Raw genomic sequence first — 25,048 nt, forward strand, 5'->3', positions numbered from 1 at the left:
AAGAGCAATAAAATGACCAAAATATTACAGTTACAATCAAAAATAATAGGAGAGAATTATGAAAACCGTAAACCTACAAGTCCGCATCAACGAAGATCTAAAACAAGAAGTTTCTAGCATATTAAAAGCACAAGGTCTATCCTATACATCCATGCTAGACGCATTATTTTGTCAAATTATAAAAGAACGCCGTATCCCATTTGCCATTGCTTTACCAACAACAACTATAGATGATACACCTGCACCAAGCACACTCAATAAAAATGGCACATATGAACAACCAAAAACTACATTAAAAGCATCAGATACTATAAGTACATACGGAACTGCAACAACCAAAGATGAGGTAGAAATCTCTTTTGATAAAATTGATAAAACGGGCATACTTAATATCCGTATAAACCCTAAAGTTAAGACACTAACAACAGCTATCTTAAAAGAGATGGGATTAACTATATCACAAACTGTCACACTTGTATCAAAACAAATACAATTCACTAACGATATTCCTTCCACTATCCATCGCCCAGAATGGATTGATGCTATAAATGATGATTTATGGACTAAAGAAGATTTAAGCACAAGAATAGAGATAGGACTTAATCAAGCAAAAAAGGGAATTGGCGAACCTGCTGAAAAAGTCTTTAATGAGCTCCTTAAGGATTTATAAGTTCGGAGGTTAAAATGAGATATACAATAATTTTGACTCCTACAGCTAAATCTGACATGGTAAGTCTCAAACTTTCATTAGAGCAGCGACTTACAGCTAAAACCGTCATCAGAAAAGAATTAGAATCAATCTATAAAAAAATATCTTCACTAACAACCTTTCCGGAACGATACCCTATTATAAATAGTGAGACAAAATACAGAAAATTATCACACAAAAAGTATCTCATTCTATATAAAGTTATAGGTAATTACATCTATATTTTCTATATTCGACCATCTCGTATGAATATATTACAAGAACTACAAGACAAATAAAAAAAGTCGGCTCTCGCCGACTTTTTAATGTACTTTAACGCGTTTATGTTGTTGTTCGTCGAATACGCCATCTACGTCGATGGTGTCAAGAATTCGTTTTAGTTCATGCACATCGATTTGGCCTGGTGCAGATGCTTTGCCTGCAGAGGCAAAGGTCATAGCATTGCCAAATAAAGCTCCCGAAGCGCGTGTAATAGCACCTAATGGGCCCATAGCCATGGTAATGATTGGATCTGATGGATACAAAGATTTCACCTCGGCTGTCGCTTCAAGGAGCGTTAATACATCACCTGTTGTATGAGGCATAACAGCTATCTTAGGTACATCAGCCAAAAATTCTTTCATTTGAATGAGTCGATTTACAATAACGTCTCTACTTGGTGTACCATTAAAATCATGATTACTCATGACGATTGTTACACCATGAACCTTAGCGAATTCTATGGTTTTGAGCATTCTTTCTTGATCAAAGAATAATTCAATATCAATAGCATCTACCAGCCCCGTTGGGATAAGACGTTCTAACATTATAAAGTAATCTTGGGAGGAAATAGATTTCTCGCCACCTTCCCCCTTCGTGCGCCATGTAAATAGTAGTGCACGACCTTTTAACTGAGGCTTTATGAGCATCAATAATTCAATAATCGCATCGATAGAGTGAGCTCGTTCGTAATAATCAATGCGCAGCTCCACCACATCACAAGGTGTATTACATGCCACCGCAGTAGCATCTAGAATTTCTTTCATCGTTGTGCCCACAATAGGCACGCATATCTTTGTACCTTTTTCTCCTAGTACAGTTTGACCGATACGGACCATAACAACTCCTTTGCATCCCATACAAAACAAATGATTCACTTAATACGATCTATGACTCAACATGGTATTATTCATGTTTTTTAGATAATTTTCGAGACTGAAAGCCCATATACAGCAATAATAATCCGGTAATGCTAAATACGTAAGATATGCCCACATAGGTCGATACAATACTAGCAAATACAGGACCTACCATGGACCCAAACTGTTGAGCCGTCGTCGTCATGCCAAACATGCGACCTCTAAAGCTTGGATCTGTATTGAGAGTTACAGCTGCACTCAAGGATGGATTTATCCCTACAATACATGAACCGATTAGTACTTGTAACACACCAAACCACCATATTCCCACTGGTAAGCTTTGGAGCAACAAAACAACACCGCTGCCCATCATACAATAGGAAATGGTCTTAAAATAACCACGGCGTTCGCCGAGGCGTACCCAAAGATTTGTCGTTAAAGAGCCTGCCAAACCACCGATACTAAGAATGGTACCTGACACAATAGCAGCCCCTTCCATGGTACCTTGTATATCCCCTACATAAAGGGCCAAGATAGGTTGCAACATCATAATGACGCATTGCATGAAGAAGAAAATCCAAAGCAGTCGTACTAACACAGGCTGTTGTTGAACTACTTTAAAGTCTTCACGTAAGGATGTAGATTTAGTAAGTTGAGCCGGCTGTTCTTTTCCATCAGCACCTGTAGCATGTAATTTTGGTTCTTTCACAAAGAACAATACCGCCAAGGTAGCAATGAATACGGCCACACCGGAAACATAAAATACGGGGCGCATACCGACGACGCTTTCAACTGCACCACCTAAAAATGGGCCGATGACATTGCCTAAAATAAGACCAGTTTGGAATATGCCAAGTGCTCGGCCTACCTGTTTCTCATCGACACTAAGGGATACCATGGTCATCGCTGCTGGATAAAATCCATTGGCAAAGCCAACCAAGGCTCGACCCATGAGCAATTGATACTGGTCAGTAACTAAACCAATCAATACATAACAGAAAGCAATGGCAAAACCTGCTCGTAAGGCCATCCGTTTTTTCCCTTTATTATCGGCGATTTTGCCCCAAATAGGAGCCATAATACCGGCAATGAGGAAGGTAATCCCAAAAACGAGTCCCGACCAAAGGGCTACATCAGCCTTTGGAACACCTAATTCCAAGAGATATATAGGCAAAAAAGGAATAATCATGGTGTAGCATATAGCTAATACCGTCATAGCAGCCGTAATGATCCATACATTTCGCATGCCACCACGCGTATCATCTGCGATTGTACTCATCTTTCGCCTTCTTTCCATATATAAACGTGTATAAAAATATGCCTTTACAATAAAAATATATAAAGAAGAGTCGCATATAAAACGCGACTCTATCAATTATTCCACGGGAAACTTGTGGTCCATTACATCTTGCAATGAAACGCGTTCCATAACATGGCGGAACTCATCTTGTAAATACTGCCATAATGGAGCAGTCAAACAATCATTAAACATAGGACATGGTTCTACGTCATCCTCTAAACAGGATACGAGAGCAATGGAGTCCTCTGCAGCATATAAGATTTCATATACATTATATTCAGCAGGATCTTTAACCAATCGATATCCACCGTATTTACCGCGTCCACTTTTTACGAGGCCCGCTGCGGATAAACGAGACACAATTCCTTCTAAGTATTTATCTGAAAATCCTTGGCGTTCTGCGATTTCACGGATTGGTACGTTTTTTTCCGTTCCGTGTTCTGCAATATCCGCAAGGATTCGCAAGGCATACCGCCCTTTTGTAGATATTTTCATAAGTTAACCTCTAAGTCATTCACAATATATGTATAGTATAACATAAATTCATACAAAAAATGGTGGGAAATATGATACACTATAAGTATATCGAAATATTTTTATTTGATATGATTTATAATTTCATACAGGGAGGATTTATCTAATGTTAGATAAACTATTTAAACTCAATGAACGAGGGACCTCTGTTAAAACCGAAATTTTAGCAGGCATAACCACGTTCATCACGATGGCGTACATCCTATTTTTGGCGCCAAACATCTTGAGTCTTGCCGGCATGGACAAGGATGCAGTCCTCATCGCTACAGCTTTAGGTGGTGGCCTCGTAACGATTGCTATGGGTTTATTTGTTAACTATCCAATCGCACTGGCTCCAGGGGTTGGCCTCTTAGCCTTTTATTCCTTTACCGTAGTTCTCGGTATGGGCGTATCATGGCAAACGGCACTAGGTGCAGTGTTCATTTCTGGCCTCGTATTCCTCGTCTTAACACTGACGTCGATACGACAAATGATCGTTGTAGGCATACCGGCCTCTATGAAGGTCGCTATTACCGTTGGTATCGGGCTTTTCATCTCCATTATCGGCTTAAAATTATCCGGTTTGATGGCGATTTCCATCAGTTTGTCTCCTAATTCCTTAGGCCAAGTTGTACAAACACATGGTAATTTAGTCCCTCCAGCATCGGAAGCACTGTTAACACTAGGTAACTTACATAGTGGAGAAACATTATTGGCACTATTCAGCCTTATCTTTACAGCCCTATTGATGGCTCGTAAAATTCAAGGTTCTCTCTTGATTGGCGTATTAGTAACAACAATTGTATCCTATATAACAGGACTATCCACAATGCCTGAGAACTTCACTGTATTAGCAGTGCCTGATTTCTCAAAAGCAGCATTCCTTCAATTAGATATTCCTAGTGCACTCCACATGGGCTTAATCACGATTATCTTTTCCTTCACCTTCGTAGAATTATTCGACTCTATGGGTACTTTAATCGGTACTGCTACAGAGGCAAAGATTGCAGATCCTAAATCTGGTAAATTCCCAGGTCTTGGTAAAGCGATGACTGTCGATGCTATCGGCGTTAGTGCTGGCGCATTGCTCGGTACTTCTACGATTACTGCTTTCGTTGAAAGTGCAGCAGGTGTAGGTGCTGGTGGCCGTACAGGCTTAACAGCTGTTACAACAGGCGTTCTCTTCTTAATCTGCTTGTTCTTGGCTCCATTGGTATCCTTAGTGCCAAATGCAGCCACATCTCCTGTTCTTATCATTGTTGGTGCCCTTATGTTAGGTGCTATCCGCAATATCGACTTCGATGATTGGACAGAAGGCTTCCCTGCATTCCTCGTTATCGTTTTGATGCCTTTCACATACAGCATTGCAAACGGTATTTCTGCAGGTCTTATTGCATATCCTCTACTCAAAATCATTGCAGGCCGTGCAAAAGAAGTTAACTGGATTATGTACGTATTGGCGGTACTCGTAATCATCCGTTACGTATTCTTCTAACATAACTAAATGAACCTATCTCTAAAGATATTAGTAAAATATCTAGGAGATAGGTTCTTTTTTTATATACTGCTTTGTATTAACGAGTTGTTTTTACACCGATTAAATCTGTACGACTTGGATCGATATCTTTTAATGGCACTACATGCTCTCTATAAAAGTCTGCTTCAGATGCTTTCACAGGCACTTGGAAGAACAAGAAGTAAGCCATATTATCCTTGTACCACGTAACACTGCGTACTAATCCCTTATCTACATCCCCTGTATAGTGAACATCACCTATTGGGGTAGAGTCAGTCCACTGTACGTCATGGTACTCCATTGGAATATATTCTTCAGGCCATACAGTATCCATAGAGTAGCTCATGCGGAAGACCATAGTATGATTTACCCAACGGCCACTGCGCTCTTGATACTCTTCACCTTGCTTCCAATATACAGTTTCTAATACATCATTGTCATAAAAATGTGTAGCATAGTATGTATAGCCCAGCGGTAAATAACTTGGTACAGATACGTCATAGGACACCTTATGAGATGCATCAATTACACCACTTGGTAAGCCCTTGGATTTACTGGTAAGTATAGGCCATACGGAATTCGTATGTGTACGCCATGGCAATCCGATTGTTTCATAAGGAGGCCATTCAGGCTCATCATTTGGTTTAACCTTTTTCGCATCGTTTTCTTCAACATGTTGCTTATCATTGCGATCACCACGTAATCGAGTATCATCAGCGGCTACGTTATTCAAAGGGCCTACAGAGTCTACAATTTTGCTTACAAAGTTTTGGTTTCTTGAAGAAGCAAAGTAGAGCATATACACTTTATTAGCTTTTTCCCAGTAAGCAATCTGAATAGCGTCTTTACTAGAACCTAACGTATGTACAGAGATTTCATTAGGAGTAATAAAGCTAACTGCATCCTTAGCATTATATTTTGTCTTTTCTAATATAGGCTTTACCACCGTATCGATAGCCCAACCCATGCGGTATACAATATCTGTATTAGAGAAGGTTAATTTCGGACCATATTCTCCATCATGGCCTGTTTCTGTATAAACGATTTCTAATACATCATGGTCCTTGGCCTTTACATCGCGTACTGCATAGTCTTTAGGAATATAAGATGGAATTTGTAAATCATAGCCAAAATCATTTGTACTTGCATCAACATTATGATGTACTATATCACCATTATCAAATTGATCATACCATCGATAACGCTCCATAAATTTTTTATTATCATCAATTGTTTTCTGATTATCTACATCTCGTTCAACAGGAACAGTGTTCCCATTTTTATCTATTAATGGGTATGTAGCACTAACTGGCTGTACACCAAACGTAGTTACTGCTGCAGCCATCGTGGCACATAAAATAACAGATCTTATTATTTTCTTCATACTCTCTCCTCTTTAAGCGGTTACGCACGTTACCGCTTTGTTCCAAATAAATTGCTACATGAGTTATCTATATTTTTACAATCTCCACATGATCCTTATAGAATTCAGCATCAACTGCTTTCACAGGTTCTAAGAACAATAAGGAGTACGCCATGCCATCCTTTGTCCACGTAATACTACGTATTAGTTGTGCTGCTGGATCACCAGTGTAAAAGACTTCACCAGATTCGCCTTGGTCAGACCATTCAAAGTCTTTGTACTCATCAGGAACATATGGTACAGCCTTTACATCATTCACTGAATAGCCCATTCTATAAACAAAAATACTAGCAAGATTATTTTTGCCATCTCGATAGTTAGGGGCATTTTTTATAAAATATACAACCTCTAATACATCATTTTTATCTTGACGTACTGCATAGACCTCATAGCCATAAGGGATATAGCTAGGTGCTTTAATCTCATATGGAAGATTCTGCGCTGCCTCTCTTAGTTTTCCCTTAAAGGTATGAGCCTTTTGTGTATTCTCTATAGGCCAGTCATGAAATCGCCATTGTAAACCATCCATTCTAGGCTCAACATTTTTAAAATTATGTCCTAACTTAAGCGTTTTAGCAGAAATCTTCGTAACCGGATAGTTTCCTAATAGTTCATAGCGTGAGCTATCTATAGTTTTAACAGGCACGATATGTTCCTTATAGAATTCCGCATCAGCTGCTTTCACAGGGTCCAAGAAGAATAGGGAGTACGCCATATTGTTCTGAGCCCACGTAATGCTCCGAACCATATGTGTTTCAGGATTACCCGTATAATACACCACACCAGATGTACCTTGTTCAGACCATTCAAAGTCGCCATACGCAGCAGGAATATACGCTGTATCTCTTACGGTATCCACAGAATAGCCCATTCGATAGGCCATAACATTAGTAATAAATTTTTTCCCAGCCTGATAGATAGGTGCATTTCTTTTGTGATATACAACCTCTAGTACATCATTTCGATCGAGACGCGCTGTATACAGCTGATATCCATAAGGAATATAACTAGGTACCTCAGCCTCATACGGCAATTTCTCAGCAGCCTCTACTACGCCCTTGAAGTTACGAGCACTATCTTGAGTCATCAAAGGCCAGCCTACTAATTGTGCTCTTGGTTTTTGGATAATGGCAGACGCATTATTTATCTTAGGCGTACCATTTTTAGAATTAGATACGACCTCAGTATTATTAGTAGATACAGTCTGGTCAACAGTATCTGCCGATACATAGCTTGTTGATAGTAATCCCATAGCTATGGCAGCAAAAATTGACTTCCCCATAAGTTTCTTCATGTTCCCTCCTATTATAAAAATTTATAATATAGTTCTCACATATAATGATATATTTTCTTATTTATATCAAAATCAAGAAACCGATTCTGTATCTCTAGCTACTTCATAGAACTTTTATCTTTCCATTTTTGCATGCATAGTTATAAGACAATAATGTCTCTAGGACTTACGAGTTCGATAAAAAAACATCCTAGTAAGCTCTATATCATAATAGAGTTCAATAGGATGTCGGATTATTATTTAGTTAAGGGAGGCATAATAACATCTTCCTCAAGCTGTCTTCGTCTCTTTGCGGTATAGTTTAACACTTTAATTTGAACTACACCTACAGAGTTAACCATAGCTTCGGTAAAAGTAAACTCACGACCAGTCTGATGCTTCATCAATACCTGTAAACCATGAGACTTTTCATCAACAGTATCTAAGTAGCTAGCCTCTCCACGGCCCATCACACTGGAATAAACTGAACTATAGGCACAAGGAATATCTCCACCGGAAACAAGGGCCTCATCACTGCCATCAATTTCGATAAATACATGAGGATTTGCTTTAATCAAGTCAAACTTCTTTCCCTCATGATGGCCATGCACATAGATATAAAGCACGTTATCTATAAATTCAAAACCAAAATGTAAGGGCACTACATAAGGGTAATCACCATCCATCATGCCTAGGTGAATGATGCGAGTGCTGTTTAAAATGCTCTTAATTTCGTCTATATCTGTAATTCTTCGGTCTTGTCGTCTCATAATGACCTCCACGATTTTACGTAAAAGATACTCTATCAATTATTATAACAAATTCTGAAAACCTTTTAACTCATAGTATGCTTTTAAAAGTATGAATACTCTTTCTTTTATTCGTATATTAATAATACTATTTACATGATATGTCTACTGTAAAAATACATTTGACTTTTTATAATAGATACTGTATGATAAGAAAATAGTTTTATATATTCTATAGATTGTAAAAGTTATGGTCATCCATGGCTTTTTATATTTATAGGTAGTTTGTAGAAAAGAGGTCTTTATCATGTCTGATACGAATCAGTTAGAACGGGGCCTTAAGAATCGTCACGTACAGTTGCTCGCCATTGGCGGTGCCATTGGTACAGGCTTATTCTTAGGTTCCGGTCGAGCCATCCATTTGGCCGGTCCATCCATTCTTTTTGCTTATCTCATTACTGGTCTTATTTGTTTCTTTGTAATGAGAGCGTTAGGGGAATTATTATTATCTAATCTTAATCATCATTCCTTTATCGACTTTGTAGAGGATTATCTAGGTGATCGCGCTGCGTTCATCACAGGATGGACATATTGGTTCTGTTGGCTATCACTGGCCATGGCCGATTTAACGGCCGTCGGACTGTATATGCAATACTGGATACCATGGCTACCGCAATGGGTACCAGCCCTCGTCGTCTTAATAGCTCTATTACTCATGAACTTAACCGCTGTAAAGCACTTTGGGGAAATGGAATTCTGGTTTGCCATGATCAAGGTTATTGCCATTGTATCCCTTATCATCATCGGTTTAATCATGATTTTCTCTGGATTTAGCACCGATGCAGGTGTTGCTGCAGCCTTTAGTAATTTATGGAATTACGGCGGATGGTTCCCGAATGGAACGATGGGCTTTATCTTATCCTTCCAAATGGTTGTATTCGCTTTCACAGGCATTGAACTTGTAGGTTTGACAGCAGGTGAAACTGAAAATCCTGAAAAGGTTATTCCAATGGCCATCAATAATATTCCATTGCGTATTATTTTGTTCTATATTGGCTCTTTGGCTATCATCATGAGTATTTACCCATGGACGGCCGTTAACCCTGCAGCCAGCCCATTCGTAGCCGTATTTACAGCAGTTGGTATTACAGCAGCGGCAGGTATCGTCAACTTTGTTGTGCTTACCTCTGCAGCATCGGCTACAAACTCCGGTATTTTTAGTACAGGTCGTATGATTTATGCTCTTGCTAAACGCGGTCACGCACCTAAATCAATGCGTCGTTTAACACATAGTAGCGTACCATACCAAGCGACAATTTTCTCTGCTGCGGTACTACTTATTACGGTCGTACTTAACTATGTTATGCCGGAAGCAGTCTTTGTTATGATTACATCCATCTCTACATTCTGCTTTATTTTCATCTGGGCTATCATGGTTATTTGCCATTTAAAATATCGCAAAAAAAATCCTGAATTAGCAGCAAAATCTAAATTTAAAATGCCTCTATATCCAGTGATGAACTATTTAATTCTTGCGTTCTTTGCATTCATCCTTGTTATCTTGGCCTTGAATGATGATACAAGAGTTGCCTTATTCTTTACACCAGTTTGGTTTATTATCTTATGGGCCTTCTATTCCATGCTCAATACAGGGGATGAAGATACTCTTGAAGAAGAACTTTTAGACCTTGCAGGTGCTAAAAAACAATCTAAAAAACAAACAACAGATGATCACGATGATTATGTAATTTAACACAAAGCCCCTACCTCGATGAGGTAGGGGCTTTCACTATATCCATACTATTTTAAATTAGGAAAGTTAATTTGCTCATAATTTTGTTGATAGATTGAACTATCTCCTATATTTTCATCGTAATTCATAATGGTTCGAATACGACGACCTTGACTGGTAACGATAATATCTATAGAACTAGGGATTTCTTGATTCGTTTGTTGTAGATACCTATATAAGTCCTGCACCGCCTGAGACTGACGTAATGCGCCAGCTCTATATTTTCCCTTAGATAAACCAGTATTTTTAATTGTTTGACCACTGTAAACTTGACCCATCGTATCCGTATAATAGAAACGGACTATATTTTCAGATGGTATTGCCTTAATATAAATGGTTTTCCAATTCTTTTTAATCATCGACTTAGTAGATACGGCCACATTATTTACCATTGTTTGTGTTTGTTTATTGATTTCTTTTGTAGTACCATTACCTACCGAGATTTCATCATTCGTCGGCATTTGTAACATAGTCATGGTTGGGTCTGGTTTAACTGATTTAGCATCTATAGATTGCATGCCACAAATACTAACCGCAGTCATAACTGCTAATGTGGATAATATAAATTTATTCATATCTCTCTCCATACTATTGGCAATATATGATATCAACAATATTTTATACAATTTATTATAGTAATTAAAAGTATAATTATCAAGTATCTATCCTATATGCAAATGACCGATATTTTCCACTGTTCAGTGGTCAATATCGGTCATTTCTTATATAAAATTAGTTACTAAAATCCGTATCTACAATAGCAAATTGTGTATAATCTGGATAACGGTTATGAAGTTCCGCTTTAATCTTTTCTAATGTACCATGTGGATCTTCTTCGTCAAAGTTAAAGATAATATCATAATAGATAATCTTTTTATCTTCTCGTACGTAGAAAGCATGGATTTGAACTACATTAGTATACAAGCTTATAACTTGATCTAGCGCTTTTTTGATTTCAAGAACTTCTACGCTTGGTTTATTTTCCGCGTATACACCGACAGTCATATTAATGCCAAACTTTTTATAAAGATGAACTGCGATTCCTTTAGTTAAAGGATGAACCTCTCCCACTGTCATCGAATCTGGCAATGAAATGTGAACAGAACCAATCACTTCACCTGGTCCATAGCTATTTAGCACTAAGTCATATACACCGCCTACATTTGGATGTTGTGCAATGGTTTCCTTAATATTACGGATGAGATCGTCATCGGCACGAACACCAAGTAAATGATTATACATATCGCGAAGAATCTCATAGGCCGCTTTCAAGATTAAGAGGGAAATTAGCGCCCCTACATAGCCTTGAATATCTACATTGAAGAAATAAACGAGACCTGCGGATACTAATGTGGCAAAGGTAATCACCGCATCAAAGAGAGCATCAATACCAGATGCTACGAGGGCATCAGATTTGTATTTTTCACCTTGAGACTTAATGTATCGCCCCATCACAACCTTTACAACGATAGCAACAGCGATGATGGCAAGACTTGGAATATCAAAGGTGGATACCTCTGGATGAAGAATTTTATCAATCGATTCCTTAAGGGAACCAATACCTGCACCGAGAATGATGAAAGCAATGGCCATGGTGGTCATGTATTCTATACGACCATGTCCAAATGGATGTTCCTTATCGGCTCCTTTTGCAGCTAGTTTTGTGCCTGCAATTGTCAACACCGAGGAAAGAACGTCTGTTAAGTTATTTACCGCATCAAGGATTATGGCGATGGAATTCGATGCCAATCCTATTATCATTTTAAAAATGACAAGCACTACATTACCTATAATGCCCTTTATACTGGCGAGCGTAATACCCCGATTACGTTCAGCACTATTTTCTTGTAAAATCATACTATTACACCTCTTACATACTATATGTACAATATTAAATAATTTATATGTGTACGTTTATTTGTATTATAGCTTATGGATTATCATTTGTCACTATATTTTTCGATATATTTTCATGAAATCCATTGATTTTACTGAACTTATCAGTCATTCTCATTTCTCAATTAGAAACTTTTATGTATTTTAAAGTCTGTTCAACTACTTAATCCCTATTCTAGTTAAGCTTGAACGGTTATACGCTCTCCAGAACGCATATGTGTAAAAACAACTTTCATTGCCCGTAGTGCAAATGGTTCTCCCGTAAATTTTGCCCAATACAATGTATCCCCTACTAAAGGATGACCTATATGGCTAAAGGCCACACGGATTTGATGTGTTTTACCTGTATATAAGCGAACTGCCACTGCTGTACAAGGCTGATTGCCTAAGTTATGCACAGAATTATCCACAATTCCACCCTGTTTATCCACAGTATTTAATGTGCTGTCCACATTTTCACGGGGTATATCCACAGTATTTTGTAAGTTATACACAGAGTTATCCACAGCTCCATTAGGATAGCGGTGTAAAACGGTAAAATCAGTCCGTGTATCTTTTCCCATTGAATTCACTTCATAGTGAACGCCGTCAACACTTCTTGCCATGGGTAACACCAAAGAGTCTGCATCTGATTCGACAATGCCTTCAACGATTGCCATGTACCATTTCTCAAAGGTATTATCATCCATCTGTTGCTGATAAAGGCTTTGAGCCAGACCGCTTTTAGCAATTACAATACAACCTGTTGTATCCCGGTCAAGACGGTTCAAAAAACGTACTTTGCGCTTAATACCATGTTCCTTGAAATAGTATGCAATGCCATTAGCAAGAGATACTTGGTTCTTTGAATTTACTGTAACACCGGCCGGCTTATCAACAATGAGTAAATCATCATCTTCGTAGAGAATATGTAAATCCATTGCGATTGGTTCATGATCAATCTTTTCTTTAGCCATAGCAATCCAAATTTCATCATCTATGGATACCTCCGTATAAGGCGTTGCTTTGTGACCATTTACATGGATTAGTTTTTCATCAAATAGCTTTACCATCGCTTTTCTTGGATACTTCGTATCTAATACTGCACCTAGTGTCACACTATCTGACGAGGTATTTCTTACAGCTTTTAAATCACTTTCCGTAACGGGCCAAAGTATATCATCCGGTCTATGTGTCTTTCGTGCCATTACATACTCCTTTCTACGAGTTTTGGATCTCGTGGCATATAATCGAGGAATACACTTGGCGATGTACCCTGTCCTCGTTGGGATTCATGGGTATAGGTAATAACCAGTTCTTGTTTTGGCCTTGTAATCGCCACATAGAACAAGCGTTTTTCCTCATCTTCGTTTCCTTCGCGCAAGGACATAAAACTAGGGAATGTCCCTTGATTCATACCCGCCAAAAATACATGGTCAAACTCACTCCCCTTAGCTTGGTGAACCGTAATAATCGGTATCTTGGACTGTTTACTCATCTGGTGAGGCTCACCGGCCGTCAAGGCAGCCAATTGCAAAATATGATTGAGACGAGCTAATCCCGTTGTGCCTTCATATTCCTTATCTAATGATTCCATAATACGATACAGATCTCGTATATGTTCAACCTTGGCCATTTCGCCATGACTCTTATAATAGTCTAGTACGCCCATTTGATTCATAATATAGGCCAATAACTCCGTAGGGTTATCGGTATGCATCTTTCTTCGCAATGTCGCCATTTGAGACGCAATCGTTGTGAAAGCCGCCTTATATTGATTAATGGCTACCATGCGGTCCGTCGTTGTGGGCACAATATTTTCATGAACCGCATAAATTAACAATTGTCCAGTAGCGATAATATCATCCATCGCATTATGGGTAGGCGTATGATTAATCGGAAAATGATTCGATAAAAATCCTAACTTATGATTCTCTAGCGTAGGATAGAACCGTCTAAAGATATCTAGTGTATCATATACAGCCTTAAATTGAGGCTCTCCTAAATTATGGCGCGCTAATTCATGGCTCAAAATGCTAATATCATAATTAACATTATGACCTACAATAATACGATTGTTAGAAAATTCTTTGAAAGCCTCCAATACGACCTTTGGACTTTCACCATGCTCTGCTAAATATGCATCCGTAAAGCCATGAACGAGTTGAGAGGTACCTACCGATTTACCAGGATTGATAAAACGTTCAAACCGTTCTATTTCATTCCCATCTTTATCAATGCGCAGAGCTGCAATCTGGATAATTCGGTCTTCTGTCGTATCCGTACCAGTGCTTTCCACATCGTATACTACGACTTCACCCGCCTCAAGACCAGCTACCAATTTAGCATATGGCTCGGCTTCAAAGATGGGCATATCCATAAAATCCGTCAATTTTAACCCTACACTGCGATTTTTAGGGCTTTCAATATCGCGAATACGCGCATCACCAATGCCCGATACATAACGTTTAATAATACGTTTTGCACTGACCGCATCATTTGGATTCATCAAGAGCTTAAAATACGCCATGACATCCTTAATCTCCTGACGGCGAAAGAATTTATATTCATCGATAATCATAAACGGACGACGTTCCGATTCTGGCTTATCTTGATTATATCGTTCAAATTGCTCACTTAAACGCTGTGCCTTGCGGTTATCACGAACCAACACACCGATAGATGCATCCTTTGGAAGCGCACAAATGCGGTCATAAATAAACTTTGCCTCCGTATATTCATTGCGGCAGCCTTTCACAAGAACAGGTGCACCATCACTAGCACTATTGGCCTCAGGCATTTCATCATATACATCACCTACCAGCTGAGGAAACATAGTTTGCAATGTTTTGAAAGCCATCGTGAATAAAGTACGGTTGGAGCGATAGTTTTTATAGAATATGATTTTTAGAGGATTAAAATCGCGGGTAAATGCCTCTAATAAACGGAACGGATCTGAGCCTCGCCATTCGTAAATAGTTTGGAAATAGTCGCCACATAAAAGAACGTGATTACCTTCCCATAACATTTCCATAACCTTGTATTCTAAAGAGCCCGTATCTTGCATTTCATCGACGGAAATATATTGATAGCGACTGCGCCAACGTTCTCGAATATCAGGATTCTGAAATAATCGGTGAACACCACAGATTAAATCAGTAAAATCTACACCGTGAACCGATTGTAAACCTTCATCATAATGGGTAATCCATTCATGACCATGAGCCCAAAAGTCCGACAAGTCCTCAGTAGCAAGCGTATTATAATTGTAAAATAATTTCTCTATTTGCTTAGATTGCTCCTGCTCTAAACATTGTATCGTTCGTTTGTAATCATCTATGGTAGAGTCAGAATAGAATCCATACACAGAGCGATATTCCTTTACCACGCTAATAAGGCTAGCAAAGTTCATATCCCTCATATTTCTTGGTTTATACGGCAAATATAGTTCTTTACAATCCTCTTCATCAAATATGGTCACATCTGTATAAAGCGACTCATCTCGCTTACCCTCTTGTTGAAGAACGTAAAAACAAAAGCTGTGGAACGTACTAATCTCCACAGCCTTTGCAGGTTGGCCAACGAGGGATTCGATGCGCGACTTCATCTCTTGTGCCGCCTTATTGGTAAAGGTCATGCACAAAATCTGATGAGCCTCACAGCGGCCACTTTCAATAATGTGAGCCACTCGATAAGCCAGTGTATTCGTTTTTCCCGTCCCAGCGGACGCCAACAAGAGGATATTTCTATCTAGTTCATCGATGACGCGTTGTTGTTCGCTATTGATAACCATGATATCCTCTCCTTATATTATAAGCCGTAGTATAGAGCGGCCAATGCCATCGGAATGGGACCAAATAATACGGTTAAAGCCCACACACCAAAGCCAATATCCATGGGTATATGTAACACATAGATACATACCATGTATGTCACAATGCCTAGTGCAACATTGATGGCCACCTTTTTAATGGTGAAAAAAGCCAATTTCAATGCAATGACTATGACAAATACAGATATAATTGCCTCAGTCATAGGCGCTGCCAATAATGGCGCGAGTAATACGTTCATATTATCCTTTCATCTCCTGGCGGTTTACAACGGCACCGCCCAAGGTCAATTCATCGGCATATTCGATATCTCCACCTACAGGAACACCGCGTGCAATACGCGTTACCTTGATGCCCGTTGGTGCTAATAGGCGAGCCAAATATAAGGCCGTCGCCTCCCCTTCTACATCAGGGTCCGTTGCGAGGATTACCTCTTGTACGACGCCGTCGCGCAAACGAGCAATTAACTCTTTAACACGAATATCTTCAGCACCGATGCCCTCTAAAGGTGACAAAGCGCCTTCTAGCACATGGTAGAGCCCCTTATAATCACCACTGCGTTCAATGGCGATTACATCACGAGACGTTTCAACCACCATAATCGTGGTTTGATCCCGATTAGGATTAGAACAAAATTCACAAGGGTCCTGCGCAGATAGATTAAAACAGATAGAACAATGACGGGTTGCCCCTTTGGCTTCAACAATGGTATTGACCAATCGGTCCACCTCTTCTTGAGGCATTTCCACAAGATGGTATGCCAAGCGACGGGCAGATTTTGATCCAATACCAGGCAATCTGCGCAACTGTTCTACGAGCCGTTCTAATGCGTTTGTCATTTAGAATAAACCTGTTGGCAAGTTAAGACCACCTGTTACCTTGCCCATTTCTTGAGACAATAGGTCATCTACTTTTTTGCTTGCTTCATTAACAGCAGCCATTACCAAATCTTCAAGCATTTCCACATCTTCAGGATCAACTGCAGAAGGGTTCAATTTCAAAGATTCAATCATCTTTTCACCATTCATAACAACGGTAACAGCACCGCCACCTACGGATGCTTCTACTGTACGAGTTTTTAACTCTTCTTGCATTTTTTTCATGTCAGCTTGCATTTTTTGAACTTTTTTCATCATGCCTGCCATATTGCCCATACCTTTACCGAACATTGTATTTCCTCCTTATAGGACTGTGAAAGTCCCTGTACAATAAATTAACTATATACTAAAAAATATAATTTACTCTTCTATGACCTCTACATATATGTCATGGTCTTCTGAAAGTTTCTCTAATGTTTTAGCCAACAGTGGGTTTTGTTGTTCTTCAACGCCCATATGTTCAGGGTCCCACTGGTATTCACGCTTTGGGACGGCTTCTACCTCCACGGTGGCACCGCTATCCATAGGCCGATTGATAACTTCACCATCATCGGTCATTACCTGTGTTCCATCTAAACTCATAACGGGTATACCGCCATCATCATGAGTCGTCGTTTTCTTAGCTGATGAATCCTCATCGCCCTTACTGCTTGGTGGTTTTATACCTCTTGCTTTAAGAGCAGCTAACGCAGCCTCTCTAGCATTATTACGAGCTTCGGAGCTGACAGGCTCTGGCGGTTTTACACTACCAGATACATCTTGGGTTTCAGATTGTATAGTAGCTCTAGATTCCTCTTCAGTATCCTGAGTCGCTATAGGCGTAGAGGATGCTGTTTCACCATTATCAAGTAAGTCTGCTTCTACCGGTGGTGGCGGAGCCTCAACAACCGGTGCTGGCTGTGCCCTTTTAGGCTGTACAGCTCGATTAGATCGTGCTCCACTAGCCATCATATATTCTTTATAGACATCTGTCTCTATATCAACAATCTCTAAAGACACGGAATAGCCCAACGCATATTGGAATGCTAATGCAATTTCCTTGCGATTTGCTTCATTAGTAGCCAAGGTAAGGGATATCCCCTTTTTAAAAGCTACCACTGCTTTTTCACGATCTACATAAATAACTTGGCCTTGACCAATAATATTATATGCTAATCCCTTATCGCTGTCCTTTAGATATTTTATCACAGTAGTCTGAATGGTTCTATATTCCCCAGAGTCCACCATGGTTTCACCGATAACAGCGACTTGGCTAATACCTGTATTCTTCTGACGGCCCGTATGTCTCGTCGTTCGAGCTGTGCCTGTCTTAGGTGGTACTGCACCAGAAGTCTTCATCGGTGGTGGCGTCATACCCACACCATTCATAGGAGGTGGCACACTCCCAGCCACTGGCGGAGGTGTCAAACCTGTAGCAGCCGTTTGTGTACTGGAGCTAGGCTTCGATTCCGCTACAGTAGGTGCAGGCTTATAATTTGTTGGCACCTCATGAATCGTAACAGATTCATATTCCTCCATAGGTGGTGGAATAAAATCATCATCTACCACATTAGACCTTGATGCATTAGGTGTAGCCACAAAATTAATAGATGGTGCCGTCATCGGTGGGCCTTGTTGTTCCAACTTAGCTAATCGGTTAAGAAGCCCTTCCCGAGATTCTCGCTCTGAATGTTCCAAGGCGGATAAGCGTTCTTCTACATCATCATTAGCTTTTGAAATACCAGCACATAATACGAGCAATCCCATTTCAATAACGGTCCGTGGGTTATCTACCTGCTTTGCATCGCTCATGATGGATTGCAACTGTTTAATATATTGGTTAATGGTACCAAACTCGATAGCCTGTGCTTGTTCTAAGAATTCAGTGCGGAACGAATCATATACCTTTAATTCCTCAGCATCGGGAGCTACCTTAGCAATCAATAAAGCCCGTAAGTGTTGCGTAAGGGCCTCCATGATTTGAGCCCCATCACGCCCTTCACTAAGCGCATTTTGAATATATTTCAATACAGCTGGGCCATCTCCATTATGCAAGGCAGATAGGAATTTAATAATCCAGTCCTTACTAACGAGGCCAATGAGTTCCTCTACAACAGAAGGTGTAATCTCGCCGCTAGCCATGCCCACACATTGATCGAGAATACTTAACGCATCGCGCAAGCCACCATCCGCATGAACCGCGATAAGACGTGCTGCATTATCCTCTAAGGCAAAGCCTTCTTTATCTGCAACATATTGTAACCGCTGTGCAATATCATCAGATGTGATACGTCTAAATGTATATCGTTGGCAACGAGATACGATGGTAACAGGCAATTTTTCAATCTCAGTGGTCGCAAAGATGAACATGACGTGATCTGGTGGTTCCTCTATCGTCTTTAATAGGGCATTCCACGCTTCATTGGTAAGCATATGGGCTTCGTCGATGATGAATACCTTTTTACGCCCCTCTACAGGCATAAACTTTACGCTTTCACGAAGAGCACGAATCTCATCGATACCACGATTCGATGCCGCATCAATTTCGAGGACGTCCATAGACTGACCACTCAAAATCGATTTACATACGCTACATTCATTACAAGGATGGTCTGTAGGGCCATGTTCACAATTAATGGCACGTGCAAAAATCTTAGCCATACTCGTCTTACCAGTCCCGCGCGGGCCGGCAAATAGATACGCATGAGCCACCTTATCCTCGCGGATAGCACGCATCAACGTATCTGATACCTGATGTTGTCCAACCACATCGGTAAACGTCTGCGGACGATACTTACGATATAGCGCCATATATGCCATCGGAACACCCCCTTTTCCCTGTAAATAGTCCGTAATTAGCAATACTTTATTATACCATATTACGCAAAAAAGAGGGCGTCCTTTCACGTCCTCTTTGCATGTAACTAATACCCATTTCAGCTTCAATAATAAGATAAAAAAAGCGGCCCCAAAGGCCGCCTTGCAATATTCGATCACGACAGCCCCCGGGTTCCCCGTGGCACATGAAGGTTACCGCTTAGTGCTGCTACCTCTCAGTCCTGACACGATTCACAGGCCCCCATTGCACGGGCCCGAGAACTGCCATGATCCAATATTGCAATACAAATATTATACATGAAAATGCCTCTATAGTCAAAGCTATAGAGGCATTCTACATTACATTCTATCTAAATTACATTAGAGTCGAACTTATTTTGCATATTTTTCTTTGAAAGCAGCCAATTGAGCCTCTTCTAAGGACAAGCCTTGTTCTTTGAATCGTTCAATAGCAGCATGCATTTCTTCGTATGCTACAGGAACAACCTTAGTAAATCTGTTTGCAAAGTTATTCCAGTTTTCAAGGATATGACGGCCTTTTGTGGAATTAGTATGCAATACATGTTGTTCCACTAATTCTTTGATGCGTTTAAGATCATCATTATTAGCAGGACGTAATTCCACAAGACCTGTATTTACATAACGTTCATCGCAATCGAGGATGTACGCATAGCCACCGGACATACCAGCTGCAAAGTTACGACCAATTTTACCGAGTACGAGAACTTCGCCACCTGTCATGTATTCACAACCATGGTCGCCTACGCCTTCCACAACAGCTGTAATACCACTGTTACGAACGGCGAAACGTTCACCAGCTACACCATTGATAAAGGATTTACCAGATGTAGCACCATAGAAGGCAACGTTACCGATAAGGATATTTTCATCAGCTTCAAAGATAGATTTCTTAGGTGGGTAAACAACGATAGTACCACCGGATAAGCCTTTACCGAGGTAGTCGTTCGCATCCCCTTCGAGTTCTAAAGTCATGCCTTTTGGAATGAAAGCACCAAAAGATTGACCTGCGGAACCTTCAAAGTTCAACTTGATCGTGTTGTCTGGAAGGCCGCTTTCACCATAACGACGAGTTACCTCAGAACCAACTAATGTACCTACTACACGGTTAATGTTGTTGATAGCCAATTTAGCGCGAATAGGTTTTTGATCTTCGATAGCAGGACGGCACATACGCAAGAGTTTGGACATATCCAATGTGCGTTCTAATTCATGATCTTGATCGATGGTATGCATATGACCAACAGACGCATCGATGTATGGATGGAACAAGATACGTTTCAAATCGACACGAGACAATTTGAAGTTATCGTCTTGAGATTTTTGACGAACAAGATCGATACGGCCAACGAGTTCAGCTACGGAACGGATGCCTAAGCGAGCCATGATTTCACGCAATTCACGTGCAATGAAGATCATCAAGTTTTCTACATATTCAGGTTTGCCGTTGAAACGAGCACGTAATTTTTCATCTTGTGTAGCCACGCCATAAGGGCATGTGTTGAGGTTACATACACGAGCCATTTTACAGCCTACAGCTACAAGTGGTAATGTACCGAAACCAAACAACTCAGCACCAAGCATAGCCGCAACAGCTACGTCGAAACCAGTCATCAATTTAGAGTCTACCTCTAATTGAACGCGGTCACGCAAACGGTTGAGCATCAATGTTTGATGAGTTTCAGATAAACCAAGTTCCCAAGGCACACCAGCATGTTTTACAGATGTACGACCAGCCGCACCTGTACCGCCGTCATAACCGGAAATCAAGATATTATCTGCTTTTGCTTTCGCCACACCAGCTGCGATTGTACCAACGCCAGCTTCGGAAGTCAATTTAACGGAAATGCGAGCATCTTTATTGACGCATTTCAAATCGTAAATTAATTCCGCCAAGTCTTCGATGGAGTAAATATCATGATGTGGTGGAGGAGAAACAAGTTCTACACCTGGTGTGGAGTGACGAGCCTTACCGATTTCAGGATATACCTTTTTACCTGGTAATTGACCACCTTCACCTGGTTTAGCACCTTGTGCACATTTGATTTGCAATTCTTTTGCATGAATCAAGTAATTAGCAGTTACACCGAAACGACCGGATGCAATTTGTTTTACTTCAGAGTTCATGCTATCCCCATTAGGCAATGGTTTAAAACGAGCAGAATCTTCGCCACCTTCACCGGAGTTAGATGTAGAGCCAAGACGATTCATCGCAATAGCGATTGTTTCATGCGCCTCTTTACTGATGGCACCATAACTCATAGCGCCTGCTTTAAAGCGTTTTACGATGGATTCTTCAGGTTCAACCTCTTCAATAGGAATACCGCCACCTACAGGGTAGTTCAATTCCATCAAGGAACGCAATGTTACATGGTAATCGTTGCGGATAGCTTTAGAGTATTCTTTATATTTAGCATAGTCGCCGTTGATAAGAGATTCTTGTAAAAGATCAATTGTTTTAGGGTTGAATAAATGTTCTTCCCCGTCTTTTACAGGGCCGTACCAACCGCCTGGTTCAAGCACAGATTCGTCGGATTTGAAAGCACGGTCATAACGAGCCAAAGCTTCATTGGCAACGCCTACAAGACCAATACCGCCAATACGAGTTGGTGTATTTACGAAGAACTTATTAATAAAGTTGGTGTTCAAGCCCAAGGCTTCGAAGATTTGTGCACCATGATAGGAACGAACTGTGGAGATGCCCATTTTGGACATAACCTTCATAATGCCGCCTACAGCTGCTTTAATGTAGTTCTTTTCTGCTTGTTCAGGTGTAATATCACCAAGACGTTTACGAGCTTGTAAATCGCGTACAGTTTCAAGAGCCAAGTAAGGATTGATAGCTGTTACACCATAACCGATCAATGTACAGAAATGATGTACTTCACGAGGCTCACCAGATTCGAGGATAAGACCAATTTCTGTGCGCAATACTTTTCTAATTAAGTGATTATGAACAGCTGCTACAGCTAACAACGCTGGAATTGGTGCATGATTTTCATCGACACCACGGTCGGATAAAATCAATACATTTTGCTCTGTACGGGCTGCTTCTTCTGCTTTTTCGCACAGTTCATTCAACGCATCACGCAAGCCATCCGCACCCTTAGTTGGATCGAAGAGGATTGGCAATGTAACAGATTTCATACGACGGCAGTCAAGAGCCTTAATGGACGCCAATTCTTGGTTAGTAAGGATTGGTGTACGCATGGACAACGCATAAGTACCAGCTTTATTAGGGTCTGTTAAGTTACCAGAGTTACCAAGCATAACGCGTGTAGATGTAACCATTTCCTCACGAATGGAGTCGATTGGAGGATTTGTTACTTGCGCGAACATTTGCTTGAAGTAGCTGTATAACAATTGTGGTTTATCAGACAAGATAGCAAGTGGAGCATCGGCACCCATTGCACCTACAGGGTCTTTACCATCTTTTGCCATAGGTACGATCATACGTACAAGATCTTCTTGAGTATAACCAAAGGCTTGTTGCTTTTTGAACAAATCTTCTACTTTTGGAATATCGCTTTCATCAGCTTGAGTAATTTCAGACAAGTGGATAACGTGCTCTTTTACCCATTCATCATATGGCAATTCAGTAGCAACGCGTTGTTTGATTTCTTCATCGGAGATAATGCGTTGTTCCTCTGTATCGATGAGAAGCATTTTGCCTGGTTCCAAACGACCTTTAGCGCGAATATTTTCAGCGTTTTCGTTTACTACACCCACTTCGGACGCCATGATAACGCGATCATCAGTTGTTACATAGTAACGAGCAGGACGCAAACCATTACGGTCAAGTACGCCACCGATAACAGTACCATCAGTGAAGCCCATAGCAGCAGGACCATCCCATGGTTCCATCATGAAGCTATTGAACTCGTAGAAGTCATGTTTTTCTTGGCTCATGAGATTATTGCGTTCCCAAGGTTCAGGAATCATCATCATGATGGCATGAGGCAAGGAACGACCTGTCATGTGCAAGAATTCCAAAGTGTTGTCGAACATAGCGGAGTCAGAACCGCTGTCATCTACTACAGGGAATACCTTTTTAATATCTGGGAATAATGGAGATTCAGCTTTACCTTCACGAGCATTGATCCAGTTTACGTTACCACGGATTGTGTTGATTTCACCATTGTGCACTAAGAAACGGTTAGGATGCGCCCGAGCCCAGCTTGGGAATGTATTCGTACTGAAACGGGAGTGAACCATAGCCAATGCAGATGTGAAATCAAGGTCGCTCAAATCAAGGTAGAAGTCGCGCAATTGACCAGGAGTCAACATACCTTTATATACAATTGTTTTAGAGGACAAGGATGCAATATAAAAGTCGCTAGATAGTTCCTTACTCAATGGAATAATGCGTTTTTCCGCCAATTTACGGATAACATATAATTTACGTTCAAATTCCGCATTATTCGTTACATCAGGGCCTTTACCAATGAGAATTTGGATCATCCAAGGACGAATAGCAGCCGCTTCCTTACCAACTTTAGTACCATCTACAGGTACTTCACGCCAACCGAGAACGACTTGTCCCTCTTCGCGTACTACTTCTTCAAAAATCCGTTTTTGCTCATTGCGAAGACTTTCATATTTATGCGCAAAAATCATGCCCACACCATATTCACCTGCTGCAGGTAAATTGATGCCCAACACTTCGCATTCACGTTTAAAAAATTCATGTGGGATTTGTACCAAGATACCAGCACCATCGCCTGTATCCTTATCTGCACCAGCACCACCACGATGTTCAAGACGCTCTAAAATACGCAAGCCATCATCGATGATATCATGGGATTTTTTGCCCTTAATATTTACGACAAAACCCATACCACAGGCATCTTTTTCAAATTGGCTGCTATACATGCCATTTGCTTCGAGTCTAGCCTGATCTAAACGTTGTTGTTCAATAACGCTATCATTCATCTCCATAGCTTTTGTACTCCTTCTCATATCACTTGATGTTTCACAACCCTCAATATAATCATTATAGATAGGCCTTGTGAAAGTTACTTTCATTTCAACATTCATATAAAATTTAGATTCTATAGAATTCAATGTCTATACACAGTATACCAAAGTCCACTGTAAATTGATAATATAAAAACCGCAATCTAAGTTGCAGTAAAATCATAGCCATATGCGTATTTTGTATACATGATTCATTATACGAAATAAAAGGCTCTATAATAAATGTTGGGGTGACACCACTACGGTGTCACTTCCAACAT

The 25,048-nt window shown here is 40.3% G+C and carries 19 protein-coding genes and 1 other RNA gene; 4 read left to right on the forward strand and 16 right to left on the reverse strand.

From position 1 onward, the window contains the following. The first annotated feature begins 58 nt into the window (after positions 1-58). Positions 59-670: a type II toxin-antitoxin system RelB/DinJ family antitoxin gene (locus RYP29_RS01905; protein ID WP_311531948.1), complete on the forward strand. Its 612-nt coding sequence runs from the start codon at positions 59-61 to the stop codon at positions 668-670. A gap of 14 nt (positions 671-684) precedes the next feature. Beyond that, positions 685-987 (forward strand): type II toxin-antitoxin system RelE/ParE family toxin, encoded by a 303-nt coding sequence (locus RYP29_RS01910; RefSeq protein ID WP_311531949.1) that lies wholly within the window; start codon positions 685-687, stop codon positions 985-987. A 24-nt stretch (positions 988-1,011) separates the two neighbouring features. Here RYP29_RS01910 and aroD read toward each other — a convergent pair whose 3' ends face one another. The 3 genes from aroD to RYP29_RS01925 all read right to left on the reverse strand — a co-directional run bounded on the left by aroD (position 1,012) and on the right by RYP29_RS01925 (position 3,622). Further along, the gene (aroD, locus tag RYP29_RS01915) at positions 1,012-1,806 is read right to left on the reverse strand and encodes a type I 3-dehydroquinate dehydratase (protein WP_311531950.1); all 795 of its coding nucleotides are present in this window, start codon (positions 1,804-1,806) and stop codon (positions 1,012-1,014) included. A 67-nt stretch (positions 1,807-1,873) separates the two neighbouring features. Beyond that, entirely contained in the window at positions 1,874-3,106 is a 1,233-nt protein-coding gene (locus RYP29_RS01920) for an MFS transporter (protein ID WP_311531951.1), read from the reverse strand. 96 nt (positions 3,107-3,202) lie between these two features. Beyond that, complete coding sequence (locus RYP29_RS01925) at positions 3,203-3,622, reverse strand: RrF2 family transcriptional regulator (protein ID WP_311531952.1); 420 nt, start codon at positions 3,620-3,622, stop codon at positions 3,203-3,205. A 145-nt stretch (positions 3,623-3,767) separates the two neighbouring features. Between RYP29_RS01925 and RYP29_RS01930 the strand changes: the two genes are divergently transcribed. Beyond that, complete coding sequence (locus RYP29_RS01930; RefSeq protein ID WP_311531953.1) at positions 3,768-5,135, forward strand: NCS2 family permease; 1,368 nt, start codon at positions 3,768-3,770, stop codon at positions 5,133-5,135. Between the two features lie 79 nt (positions 5,136-5,214). On the opposite strand, the gene RYP29_RS01935 is transcribed toward RYP29_RS01930, so the two are convergent. From RYP29_RS01935 to RYP29_RS01945, 3 genes are all read right to left on the reverse strand, one after another. Continuing rightward, entirely contained in the window at positions 5,215-6,540 is a 1,326-nt protein-coding gene (locus tag RYP29_RS01935; protein ID WP_311531954.1) for a hypothetical protein, read from the reverse strand. 67 nt (positions 6,541-6,607) lie between these two features. Then, positions 6,608-7,873, reverse strand: coding sequence for a hypothetical protein (locus RYP29_RS01940; RefSeq protein WP_311531956.1), 1,266 nt, complete (start codon positions 7,871-7,873; stop codon positions 6,608-6,610). Between the two features lie 236 nt (positions 7,874-8,109). Further along, entirely contained in the window at positions 8,110-8,622 is a 513-nt protein-coding gene (locus RYP29_RS01945) for a pyridoxamine 5'-phosphate oxidase family protein (RefSeq protein ID WP_311531957.1), read from the reverse strand. Positions 8,623-8,908: 286 nt separating this feature from the next. Here RYP29_RS01945 and RYP29_RS01950 point away from each other — a divergent pair, with 286 nt between their 5' ends. Then, positions 8,909-10,354, forward strand: a complete 1,446-nt coding sequence (locus RYP29_RS01950) for an amino acid permease (protein WP_311531958.1) — start codon at positions 8,909-8,911, stop codon at positions 10,352-10,354. A gap of 47 nt (positions 10,355-10,401) precedes the next feature. On the opposite strand, the gene RYP29_RS01955 is transcribed toward RYP29_RS01950, so the two are convergent. From RYP29_RS01955 to gltB, 10 genes are all read right to left on the reverse strand, one after another. Continuing rightward, a complete protein-coding gene (locus RYP29_RS01955) occupies positions 10,402-10,968 on the reverse strand; it encodes an immunity protein YezG family protein (RefSeq protein WP_311531960.1) in 567 nt (188 codons plus the stop codon). A 157-nt stretch (positions 10,969-11,125) separates the two neighbouring features. Next, positions 11,126-12,250, reverse strand: coding sequence for a cation diffusion facilitator family transporter (locus RYP29_RS01960; protein WP_311531961.1), 1,125 nt, complete (start codon positions 12,248-12,250; stop codon positions 11,126-11,128). A 218-nt stretch (positions 12,251-12,468) separates the two neighbouring features. Beyond that, a complete protein-coding gene (locus RYP29_RS01965; protein ID WP_311531963.1) occupies positions 12,469-13,476 on the reverse strand; it encodes an RluA family pseudouridine synthase in 1,008 nt (335 codons plus the stop codon). Then, positions 13,476-16,061, reverse strand: coding sequence for a 3'-5' exonuclease (locus tag RYP29_RS01970; RefSeq protein WP_311531965.1), 2,586 nt, complete (start codon positions 16,059-16,061; stop codon positions 13,476-13,478). Before RYP29_RS01970 ends, RYP29_RS01965 begins: the two co-directional genes overlap by 1 nt. 17 nt (positions 16,062-16,078) lie before the next feature. Next, the gene (locus RYP29_RS01975; RefSeq protein ID WP_156931720.1) at positions 16,079-16,339 is read right to left on the reverse strand and encodes a hypothetical protein; all 261 of its coding nucleotides are present in this window, start codon (positions 16,337-16,339) and stop codon (positions 16,079-16,081) included. A gap of 1 nt (position 16,340) precedes the next feature. After that, on the reverse strand, positions 16,341-16,937 hold the full coding sequence (gene recR, locus RYP29_RS01980; protein ID WP_005384103.1) for a recombination mediator RecR: 597 nt from the start codon (positions 16,935-16,937) through the stop codon (positions 16,341-16,343). Beyond that, on the reverse strand, positions 16,938-17,267 hold the full coding sequence (locus RYP29_RS01985) for a YbaB/EbfC family nucleoid-associated protein (RefSeq protein WP_005377304.1): 330 nt from the start codon (positions 17,265-17,267) through the stop codon (positions 16,938-16,940). 69 nt (positions 17,268-17,336) lie between these two features. Next, positions 17,337-19,775 carry a DNA polymerase III subunit gamma/tau gene (gene dnaX, locus RYP29_RS01990; RefSeq protein ID WP_311531968.1) on the reverse strand — a complete coding sequence of 813 codons (2,439 nt, stop codon included), beginning with the start codon at positions 19,773-19,775 and terminating at the stop codon, positions 17,337-17,339. 149 nt (positions 19,776-19,924) lie between these two features. Continuing rightward, positions 19,925-20,105: signal recognition particle sRNA large type (gene ffs, locus RYP29_RS01995), an RNA gene on the reverse strand. Positions 20,106-20,165: 60 nt separating this feature from the next. Further along, positions 20,166-24,749, reverse strand: coding sequence for a glutamate synthase large subunit (gene gltB, locus RYP29_RS02000; protein ID WP_311531970.1), 4,584 nt, complete (start codon positions 24,747-24,749; stop codon positions 20,166-20,168). Between the last annotated feature and the right edge of the window lie 299 nt (positions 24,750-25,048).

The organism is uncultured Veillonella sp. (assembly GCF_963534045.1).
In the GTDB taxonomy this organism is placed as follows: domain Bacteria; phylum Bacillota; class Negativicutes; order Veillonellales; family Veillonellaceae; genus Veillonella.